Origin of the sequence: Streptomyces sp. NBC_00096, assembly GCF_045041305.1 — a bacterium.
Taxonomy (GTDB): Bacteria; Actinomycetota; Actinomycetes; order Streptomycetales; family Streptomycetaceae; genus Streptomyces.
This window is the reverse complement of record NZ_CP108221.1, coordinates 4890844-4905346: the sequence shown is the minus strand read 5'-3', so window position 1 is coordinate 4905346 and position 14503 is coordinate 4890844. Positions and strand designations below refer to the sequence as shown.

Below are 14503 nucleotides of genomic sequence, written 5' to 3'. Positions count from 1 at the left end.
ACGGTCTAAGGTCGGGGAGGTGAAGATCATGGACATGACGCACCGGGACCGTGCCGTCATCGGCCTGGTGGCCGCCGCGTGTTGCGCCGCCGCGCTCGTCCTGGGCGTACGGCCGCTGCCCGCGCTCGCTGCCGTCGCGGTCGCCCTCGGGACCTTCGGCTGCTGGCCGCGGTCGCGCGGGTGGACCGGGGTCGCCGCGGGCGGCGCCGGAGTCCTGCTCCTGGTGGCCACGTTCGCCTGGCCGGGCCGTGGAACGGCCGAGGGATCGGTGTGGCACCTGGTGGCCGTGGGGGCGGTACTGCTGCTCCTGACGGCGGCGGTGCGCTGGTCGCCCCGGCGCCGGCTCCTGGCGGGCGGCGGGCTCGGCGCCCTGGCCGTCGCCCTGTGGACCGTCCCGCTCGTACCGGACGCCTCCTTCTTCGAGTCCCTCGGCCTGATGGCCTTCTGGTCGGCGCCGGTCCTCGGCTCGGCCGTCGTCGGCGGCTATCCCCGCCTGATGGAGGACCGCCGCCGGCAGGCGGTGCTGGCCGCGCGCCGCGCCCAGCAGCTCGAACTCGCCCACGATCTGCACGATTTCGTCGCCCACGACGTGAGCGGCATCGTCGTGCAGGCCCAGGCGGCCCGGTTCGTGGCCCAGCAGGATCCGGCGGCCGCGGCCCGGGCGCTGGAACGGATCGAGCGGGCCGGACTCGCGGCACTGGCCTCGATCGACCGGACGGTCCGGATGCTGCACACGGCCGAGGAGAGCACCGGCCGGGACGCCGGCGGGAACGGCGGCGGGAGCGGCGGTCCGACCGGGGACGAGCCCGCGGGCGGCGCCCGTACCGTCCTGCCCGGCATCGGCCAACTCGCCGAGGTCGTGGACCGGTTCAGCGACACGGGGCCGGTCCGGGCCCGCCTCGTCCTGGCCCCGGGCGTCGCCGACGCGCTCTCCCGGGAGGGGGCCGCCACCGTCCACCGGGTCGTGGTGGAGGCCCTCACCAACGTCCGCAGGCACGCGCCGGGAGCGGCCGGGGTGCGGGTCGGGCTCAGCGCGGACCGTACGACCGTCGAGGTCAGCGTGACCAACGACGGCGGCCGCGGCCGCACTTCGCACCTGCCCGCGCTCCCCCGCCCCGACCGGGGCCTCAGGGCCGCCAGGGGCGGCGGCGGACTGCTCGCGCTGGCCGAACGCGTCCGCGCCTGCGGCGGCACCTTCACCTCGGGCCCGCACCAGGACGGCTGGCGCGTGACCGCGACCCTGCCCGCGGCCGCCCCTCCCGCCGCGACCCCTCCCACCGCGGCGCATCCATCCGCGGCGCATCCCGCCACGCCCCGTCCCGCCACCGGACCGCACACCACGGCATCATGATCACGTGACCACCCGCATCCTGATAGCCGACGACCAGGAAGACGTGCGCAACGGCTTCCGCCTCATCCTCGACTCGCAGCCCGACATGACCGTCGTCGGGGAGGCCGCCGACGGCGCGACGGCCGTCGAACTCGCCCGTACGCTGCGGCCCGACGTGGTACTGGCCGACATCCGGATGCCGCGCCTGGACGGGCTGGAGGTGACCCGGGTCCTGGCGGGCCCGAGCGTCGAACACCCCATCCGCGTGGTCGTCGTCACGACCTTCGACCTCGACGACTACGTGCACACCGCACTGCGCAACGGCGCGTGCGGCTTCCTGCTGAAGCGGTCGGGCCCCAACCTGCTGATCGAGGGCGTACGGGCGGCGATGGCCGGAGACACCCTCATCAGCCCGCAGCTCACGGTCCGCCTGCTGCGCAGCCTGTCCGCACCGCAGGCCGTTCCGCAGGCCACAACGCAGGCCGTTCCGCAGACCGCACCGCGACCCGCCGCTGAGCCCGCCGCCGAGGACCCCCTGACCGCGCGGGAGCGCGAGATCGCCCTGCTCGTCGCACGCGGACTGACCAACGCCGAGGTCGGGGCCGAACTGTTCATTTCGCCGGGCACCGCCAAGACCCATGTCGCCAACATCCAGGCGAAGCTGGCGGTCCGCAACCGGGTGGGCATCGCCGCGTGGGCCTGGGAGACCGGCCTGGCGAACGGCACCTGACACCGGCGGGGCGCGCGGCGGGACGTCAGTTCTGCCGGTGCGGCCCGAGGTCGCTCAGGACGGCCGCCAGTTCCTCCACGGTCGGACCCGGGCCGGGCAGGTCCGCCGTGGGCCGCGTTCCGGCCCGCAGGCCGTCGAGGAAGAGCGCCAGCTGCCGGCGCCAGGCGTGCGGGGGCGCGGCGGCCGCGAGGGAGGGGACGGTGCGCCCGAGCGTGGCCAGGGAGAGGAGCACGTCCTCGATGGTGACGTCGGCACGCATCGCGCCGTCCTGCTGGGACCGGCCCACCAGCAGGGTCATCGTCTCGTGGTTGTGCGCGTGGATGGCGTCGAGGGAGGTGACGCCTTCGATGGCCGTGGTCATCAGGTCGTTCGCCCCCCGGTCGGTGGCCAGCACCGTGAAGACCGCCTCCAGGTAGCCGGCCAGTGCGGCCCACGGGTCCGCGAGGGCCCGGGCTTCCTCTCCGGCGGCGATGGTGCTGTGGAGCGCGTTCTCGAACACCGCGTCGATCAGGGCGGCCCGGCCGGGGAAGTGCCGGTACAGGGTGGCGTTCCCGACGCCGGCCCGGCGGGCGATCTCGTCGAGGGGCACGTCCAGGCCCTGCGCGGCGAAGGCCTTGCGCGCGGCGGCCAGCAGCAGCTCGCGGTTGCGCCGCGCGTCGCGCCGTACCGGCTCCGGCCGTTCAGTGCCCGCGCTCATGTCCGCTCCTCGCTTCGCCGGCGATGTACCGGGGACGGTCCCCCGGTACGGCTGCCCACGGATGCTACCGGTCACGCGGGGAGCTGCCGCGTCCACCGTGCGGGCAGGGCGGCCACGCCCCGGAGCATGGCGTGGGGGCGGCGCACCAGGGAGCCGGGGTCGGCGTCCAGGGCGAGGTCCGGGAGTCGCCGCAGCAGCGTCGTCAGGGCGGTCCGCCCTTCGACGCGGGCCAGCGGCGCGCCCAGGCAGTGGTGGATGCCGTGGCCGAACGCGAGGTGCCCGCGGGCGGGGCGCCGGATGTCGAAGCGGTCGGGGTCGGGGAAGTGCCGGGGGTCGCGGGAGGCCGCCGCCAGCGAGAGCATCACGGTGTCGCCCGCCGGGATGTGGACCCCGTCGATCTCCAACGGTTCGGCGGCGTGCCGGAAGGCGGCGACGGTGACGGGCCCGTCGTGGCGGAGCATCTCCTCGACGGCGCCGTCGATCAGGCTCGGGTCGGCCCGCAGCGCGGCGAGCTGGTCCGGGTGCCGGAGCAGGTTGAGGAGGCCTCCGGAGATCAGGTTGACCGTGGTCTCGTGCCCGGCGACGAGCAGCAGGAAGGCCATGCCGAGCAGTTCTTCGGGGGACAGCCCGCCCTCCTCGGAGGAGGCCCGGACCAGGGCGCTCATCAGGTCCTGCCCCGGGTCGCCGGCCTTGGCGGCGATGAGCGAGGCGAAGTACGCGGCCATCTCGCCGCCGGCGGCCGCGGCCGCGGCGGGTGAGGTCGGTGCCACCAGCTCGGCCGACCAGTCGTGGAAGAGGCCCTGGTCAGTGGTGGGCACTCCGAGCAGTTCGCAGATCACGGTCAGCGGCAGCGGCAGGGCGTAGCCGGCGACCAGGTCGGCGGTTCCGGCCTCCGGGAGGGCGTCGAGGAGCTCGTCGGCGATCCGCTGGACGCGGGGCTGCAGCGCGTCGACCCGTCCGGCGGTGAACTCGCGGGCCACCAGGGAGCGCAGCCGGGTGTGCTGGGGGGCGTCGACCTGGAGCATGTTCAGCCCGATGGCGTGGCCGCCGTCGCTGTCCCACGTCGAGGAGTGCCGGATGTCGTTGCGCAGCCGGGGGTCGGTCAGACCGGCGCGCACCTCGTCGCGGCCGAGCACGAGCCAGACGTCGCCGCTGCCGGGCGCGTGGATGCGGTGCACGCTGCTCTTCTCGCGCAGCGCGGCGAAGGCGGGGTACGGGTCGGCGGTGACGTCGACGCCCTCGGGAGCGAGGTCCTGAAGTGTGGGTGCGGACATGGCAGTTCCCCCTTCGAGCAAAACGGGGTCGACTCCCCGTTTCATGGAGAGGACGCTACCACGAAATGGGGAGTACTCCCCGGATAGCTCTCGGAACTGTCGTACCGGACCGGCGCGCGCCGGATCAGGACCGTGCGTAGTAGTAGCCCTCGCCGTGCGCGGGGCCCACGTTGTGCTGGAGCCCGGCCGGCTCGCTCTTGGTGAAGAACGACGGGTCCAGCGGCCCGCAGAACTGGCCGTTGGACTTGCTCTTGTCCACGGCCGCGGTGCCGACGTTGATCCGGTTCCCGCCGGAGGCCACCGAGGTCACCTTGGCGATGTTCTCGCAGTGGCCCAGGTTGGAATCGGTGATCAGGCGGACGGCCCCGGACCGCGCGATGACGACCGTCACCGGCTGGTCGATGTTGAACTGCCCGCCGTAGGTCCAGGATCCGGCGAAGAACGCGGGCACCGCGTCACCGCCGGAGGAGCCGCCGCCGCTCGGCGAGCCGGAGCCGCCGGGCGTCGAGCCCGAGCCGCCACTGGGGTTGGAGCCGCCGGCGCCTCCGGCCGCGGGGCCCGAGCCGGTGCCCTTGGTCGGTCCGGTTCCCGCACCGCCCGCTCCGCCCGGGGTGCCCGCGCCGCCGCCGGGCGTCCCCGCACCCTGCGCGCCGCCCTGCGCCCCGCCCTGCGCGGCGGCCCCGCCCGGGCTCGCGGCGCCGCCGACCTGGCCGCCGACCTGCCCTCCGACCTGGCCGTCCGGTGCCGGGGCGGTGGGGTTCTGGGCGCTGGGCGCACCCGGAGCCGGCGAACCGGCCGCCCCGGACGGGGAGCCCGGGGAGCCGGGCGTCACGGGACCGCTCGCGGCCGGGGGCGAGGACTGCGCGCCGTCGCCGTCACCGCCGCCGAACGGCTGGATCAGGGCCACCGTGCCGCCGCCGACCGCGAACACGAGGACGGCCGGCACTGCGACGGTCCACCGCCGCCGGCGCCCGGACCGCTCACCGCCGGGGGAGCTTCCGGCGGCTCCACCGGCGGCTCCCCCACCCGTGGCACCTCCGGCGATGGCACCTCCGGCCACGGGCCCGGCAGCGGGTCCGGCAGCCGGACCGTCCGCGGGCCCGGCTGCCGGACCGACCGCAGGCCCGACCACCGGACCGACCGCGGACCCGACAGCCGGATCAGCCGTCGGCCCGGCAGCCGGATCGGCCACCGCACCCGCCACCGCACCCGCCGCCGGTCCGGCCGCGGGCCCCGCCACCGCCCCGCCCGAGCCGCCCTTCGGCCGCAGGTCGGCCGTCTCCCGGTCGGTGCCCCCGGGACCGCCCTGCGCCGACACCTCGCGCTCGGGCTCCGCCTCCGCGTCGAGCAGCCGCGCCGCCTGCTGGGCCAGCCGCGCCACCACCTTGGGCGGCAGCCACGCCCCGCCGACCTTCGCCGGGCGGACCCGCTCGGGATCCTCCAGCAGCTCGTCCACGCCGGGCCGTTCGTCGACGTCCTTGGTCAGGCAGCGGCCGATGAACACGCGCAGGGCCTCGTCCCCGACCTTCTCCAGGGCCGGCTCGCCCTCCACGATCTGGAACATCACCGCGTGCTGGTTGCTGGCCCCGTGCCCGAAGGGCAGCTCGCCCGTGGCCGCGTACATCAGGACGCAGCCGAGGGTGAACACATCGCTCTTCGCCCCCGCGCGCCGCCCGCGGACCTGCTCGGGCGACATGAACCCGGGCGAGCCGACGACCATGCCGGTGCTGGTGAGCAGCGATTCGACGGAGGTCTCCAGGGCCCGCGAGATCCCGAAGTCGATGACTCGGGTGCCCTCCACGGTCAGCATCACGTTCGACGGCTTGAGGTCCCGGTGCACGATCCCCGCCGAGTGGATGTCCTGCAGCGCGCGCAGCAGTCCGTCCGCGAGGGCGTGTACGGATTCCACGGGCAGGGGGCCGTGCCTGCGCACGATCTGCTCCAGCGAGAGCCCCGGGACGTACCCGGTGGCCACCCAGGGCCGGTCGGCGTCCGGGTCCGCGTCGAGGACGGGCGCGGTGTACCGCGCGCCCACCCGCCGGGCGGCGTCGATCTCGTGGCGGAAGCGGGCCCGGAACGACTCGTTCGAGACGTGCTCCTCGTGCACCACCTTCACCGCGACCGTACGCCCGCCCTCGGACCGGGCCAGGAACACCCGCCCCATGCCCCCGGCGCCGAGCCGCCCGAGCAGCAGGTACGGCCCGATCCGGCTCGGGTCCCCGGCCGCGAGCGGCTTTATGCCGCCGTCGACGTTGTCGTCGTCACTCAGTGCACTGCCCATGCTGCCCGTCCCCCGGTGATCCCCCTGCGGCCGGCCGAACCGGCCCGTCCAGTCGAACGGGCCTCAGCCTAGAGGCAGTTCGTTGCAGGATGAAGGCAAGGGTGGCTGACACAGGGGGTCCCGGGGGACGGCCCCGCTGCTCCGATCGCCTCGGGGCGCCCGGAGCAGCGCATGCCGGATGCGGTCAGAGCCCGCGCACGAACTCCGCGAAGGCGGCCGGGCTCACGGTGAAGGCGGGGCCGCCGGGGTCCTTGGAGTCCCGGACGGCGATGCGGCAGGGCTGGGGGGCGACCTCCACGCACTCGCCGCCGGTGTCACCGCTGAACGAGGACTTGTGCCAGGCGGCGGCGCCGAGGGGGGCGCACTCCACGCATTGGCCGCCCGTGTCGCCGCTGTACGAGGACTTACGCCACCGCGCGCCCGTCAGGTCCTGGATGCTGTCCATAGCGTTCCTCCATTACACGGGCGATCCGTGCCACCGAGTCCTCCACGGAGAGGGCGGCGGCCTGCAGGTGATCGTAACGGCTCGAACCCTCCCTGATGGCCTGCGGATTGGCCGTCATGTGCCCCTGGATGAAGTCCTCGGTATAGATGAGATCCGGGTCCTTCTCGAACCGCAGCAGATTGAACGAGCCCAGCAACCCCACATGGGCACCCACCTCAAAGGGCAAGATCTGTACCTTCACCCACTCCCGGTGCCGCAGCTCCAACAGATGGGCCAGCTGGTTCCGCATCACCTCTCGCCCGCCGACTTCCTGATGCAAAGCAGCCTCGCTCATTACCACCCACATCAGCGGCGGCTCGCTGCGCTCCAGGATGCGCTGCCGCTCCATCCGAGCAGCCACCTTCCCGTCGAGCCCCTCCTCGCCCCGGACACCCAGGAGTGCCCGCGCGTACACCTCCGTCTGCAGCAGACCGTCCACGATCTGCGCCTGGAACGACGAGATGTACGTCGCCCGTGCCTCCATCTCCGCATACGCCTGGAACCACACCGGCAGCTGGCTCCGCAGCACCAGCCCCACCAGCCGGGAGAACACCCCGCCCGTGTTCAGCGCCGCGTCAACCCGTTCCGAGAAGTCCCGGGTCGGCACCTTCCGCGCCGTCTCGATCTGGCCGATCAGCGAGGCCGCGCAGAAGATGATGTCGCCGAGCTGCGCCTGTTTCAGCCCGGCGGCCTCCCGCAGGCGGCGCAGTTCCGAGCCGTAGTAGTCCAGCGGAGAGGCGCTGGGGTCGAGACTGCGGATGTTGACCATGGAGCGGTCACCCCCAAGTTCACGCCGTGCAGCGTTCGTTTCGGTCCATAGCCGAGCGTAACCATCCCGCTCCAGCCTGGTGCCATGAATCTCACAACTTGGCACTCCGGGGACGAAGTTGACGCCAGTTATCGCATGGGTTTCACCGTCGGTGACCATTCCGCCCGCCACATGCGCCGCATCCTGCGGATGTTCCTGACCCGCTGGGAGCTCGACGGGCTCGCCGACGCCGCCGAGCTGGCGCTGACCGAGCTCGTCGCCAACGTCGTACGCCACGTGCCCGGCCGGAACTGCGCGGTGCTGATCCTGCGCCGCCCGGACGGGCTGCGCGTCGAGGTGTCGGACGGCTGCCCGGCGCCCGCGCTCGTGGCCCGGACCCCCGGCGAGTTGGACGAGGGCGGCCGCGGGCTGCTGCTGGTCGAGGCGGTGGCCGACCGGTGGGGCACGGACCCGAACTCCACGGGGAAGACGGTGTGGTTCGAGTGCGACGCCCGCCCTCCCCTCCCCGGCGGCTAGCGGAGCTGCGGCCGGCGGGCCCGTGCGTGCTCGACCGCCGCCGCCGCGAGGCCCGCGATCAGGGGGTGGGCGCGGGTGCCGTCGCCGTCCAGTTCGGGCTGGAAGAGGGTGGCCAGGAAGAAGGGGTGGGCGGCGAGTTCGGCGATGCGGATGTCGCCGGATGCGTCGGCTCCGGTGAAGGTCATGCCGTGCGCCCGCAGGAGGTCCAGGTGGAGCGGGTTCGGGCCGTAGTTGCAGTGGTAGCGCGCCCGGGTCCGGTCGGAGCCGAGCAGGCGGGCGGCCCGGGAGCCGGGGGTGAGCCGTACGGTGTCCTCGTGGCCGACGAGCGAGCAGGCCAGCGGGACGACCACAGCGTCCTCGTGCGCCGCCCCGGGGTCGTTCTCGGCGTGACCGGCCCGGTCCAGGCCGCAGACGGTACGGGCGAACTCCAGCAGGGCGTGCTGGAAGCCTGCGCACGTCCCCAGGAAGGGGATGCCGTTCTCGCGGGCGTCCTGGATCGCCGTCAGGACCCCGCCCTCACTGCGGTAGGGGCTGCCGGGCAGCACCCAGACGGCGTCGAAGCCGTCCATGCCCTCGCCGGCCTCCTCGGTGGGGATCCAGTAGGCGTCCAGGTCCAGCCCCTCGCGCAGTCGCAGCGCCTCCAGCAGGCCGGGGATCCGGGCGTGGGAGCGGACGGCTTCGGAGCGGTCGCCGACCAGGGCGATGCGCGCGGTGGGGTTCACGGCCGGGATCGCGGTGTCGTTCACGGCCGGGGTCGTGGTGTCGTTCGCGGTGCTGATGCTCATGGGAGCCATCCTGCGGACTGACCGGGCATCAGGTCCAACGATGATTCCTGGTCCGAGCATTAGCGATACTGATGCACATGGATCCGCATCTCCTCCGCACCTTCGTCGCGGTCCTCGACCACCGCTCCTTCTCCGGCGCCGCCTCGGCACTCGGCTACACCCAGTCCGCCGTCTCCCAGCACATCGCCGCCCTCGAAGCCGATCTGGGCACCCGGCTGGTCGAGCGCCGGCCCGTCGCGCCCACGCCGGCCGGCGCCCGGCTGATGGAGCACACCCCCGCGCTGCTCCTCCGCCTGGACGCCGCCCGCGCCGACGTCACCCGCCTGGACCGCGCACCCACCGACCGGCTGACCCTGGCCTGCTCCCCCGCCGCGCTGGGCGCCCCCGTGGCGCGGGCCCTCGCCCGGCTGCGTACGGCCGCTCGGGTGGACGTCGAAGTACGCGTGCTGGGGCGGGAGGCGGTGATCGAGGAGGTGCTCACGGCACGCGCCGACCTCGGACTCGTCGACGGCGTCGCCGCCCCCAGCGACCCCCTGCCCCTGCCGGACCTCGGCCCCACCGTGACCCTGGTGGCCGCCGAGGAGCCCCTGGCGGTGCTCTTCCCCGACGGCCACCCCCTGGCGGGGCGCGCCTCGGTGCGGCTGACCGACCTGTCCGAGGCGCAGTGGATCGACGCCCCGGACACGGCCGTCCCCCTCGACCGGCTGCGCGCCGTCTGCGGCGCCGGCGGATTCCTCCCCCGGATCCGCCACCTCGGCACCGACGTCCACGGCCTCGCCGCCCTCACCGCCGCCGGCCACGGGCTCGCCGTACTCCCCCGGTCCCTGGCCTCGGCGCTCCCCGGCGTCACGGCGGTCCCGGTCCGGACCCCCCGCCTGGTCCACCGCACCGAACTCCTGCACCCGGCCGACCCCACCGCCCCGGCCCACCGCCTGACGGACCTCCTGAGGGACCGCACGGAGCGCACGGCGCTCACGGACCGCACGGACGGCACCGGGAGCGGCGCGGCCTCGCGCTGAGCCGGTGCCACCGGCCGGAGCCCGGCCCGGGCGCGGATCGTCCGGGGCGGGCCGCCTGTCGTGGTTGCGCTAGGGGAGCTGCGTCACGCTGTGCGAGGCGATGTTGTCGCCCAGCAGTTCACCGGACCCGTTCCCCGTACCCCGGTCGTAGGTCCACTGGTTGAGGTCCCTGAGCCCGACCCCGTTGTAGACACCGCGGCGGGTCAGCTCAGCGAGGAACGGACGGGCCCGGCCGGAACCGAGTATTCGATCCGCAACCGCAACGGCGGCCTGTGCCTGTCCGTGGACGCGGCGCGCACCACCGACGGCGCCCCGTCACGGAGTACCTGTGCGGTGAGGGGGACGGCATCTTCCCCGACCAGTTCTGGACGGTCCGCCACAACGCCGCACACCAGGCCTGGCAGTTGGTCAACCGCAACAGCGGCAAGTGCGTCCTGGTGGAAGCGGGCCGCGGGGACGGGGAGCAGGCCGTGCAGGGTGAGTGCGGCGACGATGCCCGGATGCTCTGGCGGCCTTGACGCCACGGCGCCCCGACCCGGCCCGCCATGACCCGGCCCGCCCCGGCCCTCACCACTCCCGCGGGGCGATCAGCTCCTCCACGTCCGCGTCCGTGAATCCGTACGCGGAGGCCACGAACCAGAAGTCCTCGGCTATCTCCTCCCGCGCGACGGTCTCGATCTCGCTGCCCGCCGCCTCGAACTCCGCCTCCAGCAGGTTGAACTCCTCCGTCGCCGCCCCCGTCAGCACGTACAGCGCGGGCAGGCCGGAGGGCCGCTCCGCCTCGATCCGCTCGCAGAGCCGCAGCAGGATGTCCCGGCCCTTGTCGAGGACGGGGTCGGGGTAGTAGTCGTCGGCATAGAGCTGCCGGAGGAACGTGCGCCCTGCCACCTGCTGGTTCGTGATCGACACGGTGATCCCTCATCCCCTTCGAAGTTCCGGTGATCCGATCCTGCACCGTCCCACTGACAACGGACCCGGGCATGGCGTCCTACCAGCGGGTAAGGCAGCATGGGCGGCCGACGCACCCCACCCCCCGCAGGAGGAACACCATGGCCAGCCCCAAGCCGGAGACCCTCGCCGCCTTCGAGGCCGCCAAGGGATTCATGCCCGTGGGCGAAGGGCTCGCGCTCTACGAGGCCGCCGCCGGGGCCGCGCGGCTCGGGCTGCCGCTCCTGGAGGTCGGGACCTACTGCGGGCGCTCCACGATCCTGCTCGCCGACGCCGCCCGCGAGGCGGGGGTCAGCGTGCTGACCGTGGACCACCACCGGGGCAGCGAGGAGCAGCAGCCGGGCTGGGAGTACCACGACCCGAGCGTGGTCGACCCGGAGGTCGGGCTGATGGACACTCTGCCCACCTTCCGCCGGACCCTGCACAAGGCGGGCCTCGAGGACCACGTCATCGCGATCGTCGGCCGGTCCCCGCGGGTGGCGGCGGCCTGGGGCGGGAAGCTGGGCCTGGTCTTCATCGACGGCGGGCACACCGACGAGCACGCCACAGGCGACTACGAGGGCTGGGCGCCGCACGTCGCCGAGGGCGGCATGCTGGTGATCCACGACGTGTTCCCCGACCCGGCCGACGGGGGGCAGGCCCCGTACCGGATCTACCTCCGCGCCCTGGCCTCCGGCGCCTTCGAGGAGATCTCGGCCACCGACTCCCTCCGCGTCCTCCGCCGAACCGCCCCAGGCGTCTAACCCCGACCCCACCCGGCCCCGACCCCACCGGGCCCGGCCCCATCCCGGCCCCACCTGGCCCCGGCCCCACCTGGCCCCGGCCCCACGGGGACTCCGCTGCGCGGCGGGGAGCCTCCCGGCCCGCCACTCCCCGGGCCAGCCCGGACGAGCCCGGCCTGGAGCTCCGCCGGCGCCGCGGATGCCCGGCTACGCGACGCAGAGTCCGGGCCCTGCCGGGCCACCTGGCCCACGGGGTGCTCCGCTGCACGGCACGCAGCCTCCCCCGGGCCAGCCCGGACCCGCCCGGCCTGGGGCTCCGCCGGCGCCACGGGTGCCCGGCTACGCGACGCAGAGTCAGGGACCTGCCGGGGCCCTGCCCGGATCCGCCCGGACCTGGCCCATGGGTGCTCCGCTGCGCGGCACGGAGTCCCCTACCCGCCCTTCCACCGTTCCCCGGGCCGGCCCGGACCCGTCCTGGGGCTCCGCCCCAGACCCCGCTCCTCAAACGCCGGAGGGGCTGATTGTGGCCGCGTCGCCCCACACGTGACCGCCCACGGTCCGAAAGACCCAGCCCGCCGCCGGTCCGGAAAACCCAGCCCCGCCGGCGATTGAGGCGAACCTCACCCCCGCCCGGCAAGGAGACCAGGCAGCCCTTTGGCCGCGTCGGCCTGGACCCACCCGCCGGAGGACGGCAAACCCAGCCCCGCCGGCGATTGAGGCGGTCTTTCAAGCCCCGCCGGCGATTGAGGCGCGGGGGACGGGGGCTGGTCCCCGGGGGCGGCATGAGGGCCCGTCGGCATATAAGCGCACCGCGCCCCCGGATGGCCCAGGGTCCGGACCCCCGGCCGACGGCCGGTTTAGCATCGCCGGGTGCGCTACGACGAGAGCTCCCCGCCGCCCCCCGAGTCCGCCTCCTCGGTCAGTCCGGACCGGCCCTGGTACACCCGCCGGTCCACCCTGGTCGTCGCGGTGGCCGCGCTCGCGCCCGCCTGCCTGGCCGGGTGGGTGCTGACCGAGGTGCTGGGCGGCGGGACGACCGACGACTCGCGCCCGCCCCGGATCGTGATGCCCCTCGCCTCCACCTCGCCGGCCGCGGCAGCCGCGTCCGCATCGGGATCGGGATCGGCATCCGCCTCGCCCGGGACCGCGAGCGCAGCCCCGAGCGCCGCCACCGGCCCCGCCGCGGCCAAGCCCCTCGCCGGCCGCACCGTCGTCATCGACCCGGGGCACAACCCGGGCAACTTCAAGCACACCACCGAGATCGACCGCCAGGTCGACATCGGCACCAACCGCAAGGAGTGCGACACCACCGGTACGACCACCAACTCCGGCTACATGGAAGCCGAGTTCAGCATGGACGTCTCCCAGCGGCTGCGCGCCGTCCTGGAGGCCAAGGGCGTCAAGGTGGTCCTCACCCACGATGCCGCCAAGGAGCGCCCCTTCGGCCCCTGCATCGACGAGCGCGCCCGCATCGGCAACGAGGCGACCGCCGATGCCGTGGTCTCCGTTCACGCGGACGGCGTATCGGCCGGCAACCGCGGGTTCCACGTGATCCTCCCGGCCCGGGTCAGGGGCGGCAGCGCCGACACCGCGAAGATCGTCGAGCCGTCCCGGCGGCTGGGCGAGCGGATCGCCGGGAACTTCGCCCGCACCACCGGCTCCGCCCCCGCGAACTACCTCGGCAGCGGAACCGGCTTGGTCGTCCGCGACGATCTGGGCGGGCTGAACCTGTCGACCCGGCCCAAGGTGTTCATCGAATGCGGCAACATGCGTGATGCCAAGGACGCGGCGCAGCTGACGAGTCCGGAGTGGCGCCAGAAAGCGGCCCAGGGCATCGCGGACGGCATCGTCGGGTTCCTCGGCGGGTAGTCGCACCTGGACCGTCCCGCCGGACGGCCCGCAGCCCCGACCCTCTCGGCCGCGGTGGAACTCCGTACGATGGTGCCGCCCGCCCCCTCCGTCATGGCGTGCGACCACGGCACCACGAGACGACGAGACGACGAGACCGAGAAGGACACCTAAGACGTGAACATCCGCTCCCTCACTCGAGGCGACGGCGTGGTGATCGGAGCAGCGGCGCTGCTGTTCATCGCCTCGTTCCTCGATTTCTATTCCATGACCCGGATCGACCGTCCGAGCGCGTGGGACACCGACGCGAACGGCCTGGCGCTGCCGAGCATCTTCCTGCTCGCGTTCATCGCGGTCGGCCTGCTCGTCGCCGCCCGCCTGCAGCCCGCCGGGCGCCAGCTCCTGGGTCTGCCGTTCCAGGCCTGGGGAACCGTGCTCGCCGTCGCGGCCGCCTGGTCCGCGCTGTGGGCCCTGATCACCTGCCCGACCGGCCTCGACCTGGGCGCGGGCGCCGTCATCGCCTTCCTCGCCACCGCGGCGCTGGCCGGCGTGACCCTGTTCGGCGCGAAGATCCCCGCGCTGGCCGGCCAGCTGGTGCCGGACGCGAAGCCCGCCGCCGTCCCGCCGTACGGCGGCCAGCCCCAGCCGGGCGCCGGGTACGGGTACCCGGGCGGCCCGGAGCAGCAGCACCAGCAGCAGCAGCCGTACGGCAACGCCCAGCAGCCGGTCCCGCCCTACGGCGGCCAGGAGCCCGCCCCGGCCCCGCAGGACGCGACGCCGGCCCCGGCCCCGGCTGCGGACTTCACCCCGTTCTGGTTCGCCGTTCCGGTGGCCCGTCCGCTCCACGCCGAGGACGGCAATCCGATCGCGGACCTCGCGCCGGGCACCTGGTACCTGGCGGTGGAGCAGCGCGATTCGGCCACCCTGATCGCCCAGACCCAGGACGGCCGCCGCGGCGTCCTGCACGACACCTCGGGCATCCAGCGCGGCTGACCCCGCGCAGGCACGCCCCTCGACGGCCCCCCGCCCTTCCGGGCGGGGGGCCGTTGCCCTACAGTCACCTGACGCATCGTCAGATCCATGGAGATTCGCGGAGGGGA

General features: G+C 74.4%; 15 protein-coding genes. 8 read left to right on the top strand and 7 right to left on the bottom strand.

The window, feature by feature from the left end:
* Positions 1-28: 28 nt before the first annotated feature.
* On the top strand, positions 29-1351 hold the full coding sequence (locus tag OG904_RS21630) for a sensor histidine kinase (RefSeq protein ID WP_405498173.1): 1323 nt from the start codon (positions 29-31) through the stop codon (positions 1349-1351).
* A 4-nt stretch (positions 1352-1355) separates the two neighbouring features.
* Entirely contained in the window at positions 1356-2060 is a 705-nt protein-coding gene (locus OG904_RS21625; protein WP_405493391.1) for a response regulator, read from the top strand.
* Between the two features lie 25 nt (positions 2061-2085).
* Here OG904_RS21625 and OG904_RS21620 read toward each other — a convergent pair whose 3' ends face one another.
* The 5 genes from OG904_RS21620 to OG904_RS21600 all read right to left on the bottom strand — a co-directional run bounded on the left by OG904_RS21620 (position 2086) and on the right by OG904_RS21600 (position 7565).
* Positions 2086-2757 (bottom strand): TetR/AcrR family transcriptional regulator, encoded by a 672-nt coding sequence (locus OG904_RS21620; protein WP_405493389.1) that lies wholly within the window; start codon positions 2755-2757, stop codon positions 2086-2088.
* 71 nt (positions 2758-2828) lie between these two features.
* Positions 2829-4031 carry a cytochrome P450 gene (locus OG904_RS21615; RefSeq protein WP_405493387.1) on the bottom strand — a complete coding sequence of 401 codons (1203 nt, stop codon included), beginning with the start codon at positions 4029-4031 and terminating at the stop codon, positions 2829-2831.
* Between the two features lie 124 nt (positions 4032-4155).
* Positions 4156-6312: a serine/threonine protein kinase gene (locus tag OG904_RS21610; protein WP_405493385.1), complete on the bottom strand. Its 2157-nt coding sequence runs from the start codon at positions 6310-6312 to the stop codon at positions 4156-4158.
* 184 nt (positions 6313-6496) lie between these two features.
* Entirely contained in the window at positions 6497-6757 is a 261-nt protein-coding gene (locus OG904_RS21605; protein ID WP_405493383.1) for a DUF397 domain-containing protein, read from the bottom strand.
* Positions 6717-7565, bottom strand: coding sequence for a Scr1 family TA system antitoxin-like transcriptional regulator (locus OG904_RS21600; RefSeq protein WP_405493381.1), 849 nt, complete (start codon positions 7563-7565; stop codon positions 6717-6719). Before OG904_RS21600 ends, OG904_RS21605 begins: the two co-directional genes overlap by 41 nt.
* A gap of 84 nt (positions 7566-7649) precedes the next feature.
* Between OG904_RS21600 and OG904_RS21595 the strand changes: the two genes are divergently transcribed.
* Positions 7650-8081 (top strand): ATP-binding protein, encoded by a 432-nt coding sequence (locus OG904_RS21595; protein WP_405493379.1) that lies wholly within the window; start codon positions 7650-7652, stop codon positions 8079-8081.
* Here OG904_RS21595 and OG904_RS21590 read toward each other — a convergent pair.
* Complete coding sequence (locus OG904_RS21590; RefSeq protein WP_405493377.1) at positions 8078-8866, bottom strand: glutamine amidotransferase-related protein; 789 nt, start codon at positions 8864-8866, stop codon at positions 8078-8080. The two genes, OG904_RS21595 and OG904_RS21590, sit on opposite strands and share 4 nt — an antisense overlap.
* Before the next feature lie 77 nt (positions 8867-8943).
* Here OG904_RS21590 and OG904_RS21585 point away from each other — a divergent pair, with 77 nt between their 5' ends.
* A complete protein-coding gene (locus OG904_RS21585; protein ID WP_405493375.1) occupies positions 8944-9885 on the top strand; it encodes a LysR family transcriptional regulator in 942 nt (313 codons plus the stop codon).
* Positions 9886-10157: 272 nt separating this feature from the next.
* Entirely contained in the window at positions 10158-10403 is a 246-nt protein-coding gene (locus OG904_RS21580; RefSeq protein WP_405493373.1) for an RICIN domain-containing protein, read from the top strand.
* A 49-nt stretch (positions 10404-10452) separates the two neighbouring features.
* Here the strand turns inward: OG904_RS21580 and OG904_RS21575 are convergent, their stop codons facing one another.
* Positions 10453-10794 (bottom strand): DUF5713 family protein, encoded by a 342-nt coding sequence (locus OG904_RS21575; RefSeq protein WP_405493371.1) that lies wholly within the window; start codon positions 10792-10794, stop codon positions 10453-10455.
* A 140-nt stretch (positions 10795-10934) separates the two neighbouring features.
* Between OG904_RS21575 and OG904_RS21570 the strand changes: the two genes are divergently transcribed.
* From OG904_RS21570 to OG904_RS21560, 3 genes are all read left to right on the top strand, one after another.
* On the top strand, positions 10935-11576 hold the full coding sequence (locus OG904_RS21570; RefSeq protein WP_405493369.1) for a class I SAM-dependent methyltransferase: 642 nt from the start codon (positions 10935-10937) through the stop codon (positions 11574-11576).
* A gap of 849 nt (positions 11577-12425) precedes the next feature.
* A complete protein-coding gene (locus OG904_RS21565) occupies positions 12426-13424 on the top strand; it encodes an N-acetylmuramoyl-L-alanine amidase (RefSeq protein ID WP_405493367.1) in 999 nt (332 codons plus the stop codon).
* 156 nt (positions 13425-13580) lie between these two features.
* Positions 13581-14396 (top strand): hypothetical protein, encoded by an 816-nt coding sequence (locus OG904_RS21560; RefSeq protein ID WP_405493365.1) that lies wholly within the window; start codon positions 13581-13583, stop codon positions 14394-14396.
* Positions 14397-14503 lie beyond the last annotated feature (107 nt).

What these genes read in the sequence shown, in the direction of transcription:
- OG904_RS21630 (WP_405498173.1), top strand. Translation starts at nt 29, where the DNA reads ATGGACATGACGCACCGGGACCGTGCCGTCATCGGCCTGGTGGCCGCC.
- OG904_RS21620 (WP_405493389.1), bottom strand. Translation starts at nt 2,757, where the DNA reads ATGAGCGCGGGCACTGAACGGCCGGAGCCGGTACGGCGCGACGCGCGG.
- OG904_RS21615 (WP_405493387.1), bottom strand. Translation starts at nt 4,031, where the DNA reads ATGTCCGCACCCACACTTCAGGACCTCGCTCCCGAGGGCGTCGACGTC.
- OG904_RS21610 (WP_405493385.1), bottom strand. Translation starts at nt 6,312, where the DNA reads ATGGGCAGTGCACTGAGTGACGACGACAACGTCGACGGCGGCATAAAG.
- OG904_RS21605 (WP_405493383.1), bottom strand. Translation starts at nt 6,757, where the DNA reads ATGGACAGCATCCAGGACCTGACGGGCGCGCGGTGGCGTAAGTCCTCG.
- OG904_RS21600 (WP_405493381.1), bottom strand. Translation starts at nt 7,565, where the DNA reads ATGGTCAACATCCGCAGTCTCGACCCCAGCGCCTCTCCGCTGGACTAC.
- OG904_RS21595 (WP_405493379.1), top strand. Translation starts at nt 7,650, where the DNA reads ATGAATCTCACAACTTGGCACTCCGGGGACGAAGTTGACGCCAGTTAT.
- OG904_RS21590 (WP_405493377.1), bottom strand. Translation starts at nt 8,866, where the DNA reads ATGAGCATCAGCACCGCGAACGACACCACGACCCCGGCCGTGAACGAC.
- OG904_RS21585 (WP_405493375.1), top strand. Translation starts at nt 8,944, where the DNA reads ATGGATCCGCATCTCCTCCGCACCTTCGTCGCGGTCCTCGACCACCGC.
- OG904_RS21570 (WP_405493369.1), top strand. Translation starts at nt 10,935, where the DNA reads ATGGCCAGCCCCAAGCCGGAGACCCTCGCCGCCTTCGAGGCCGCCAAG.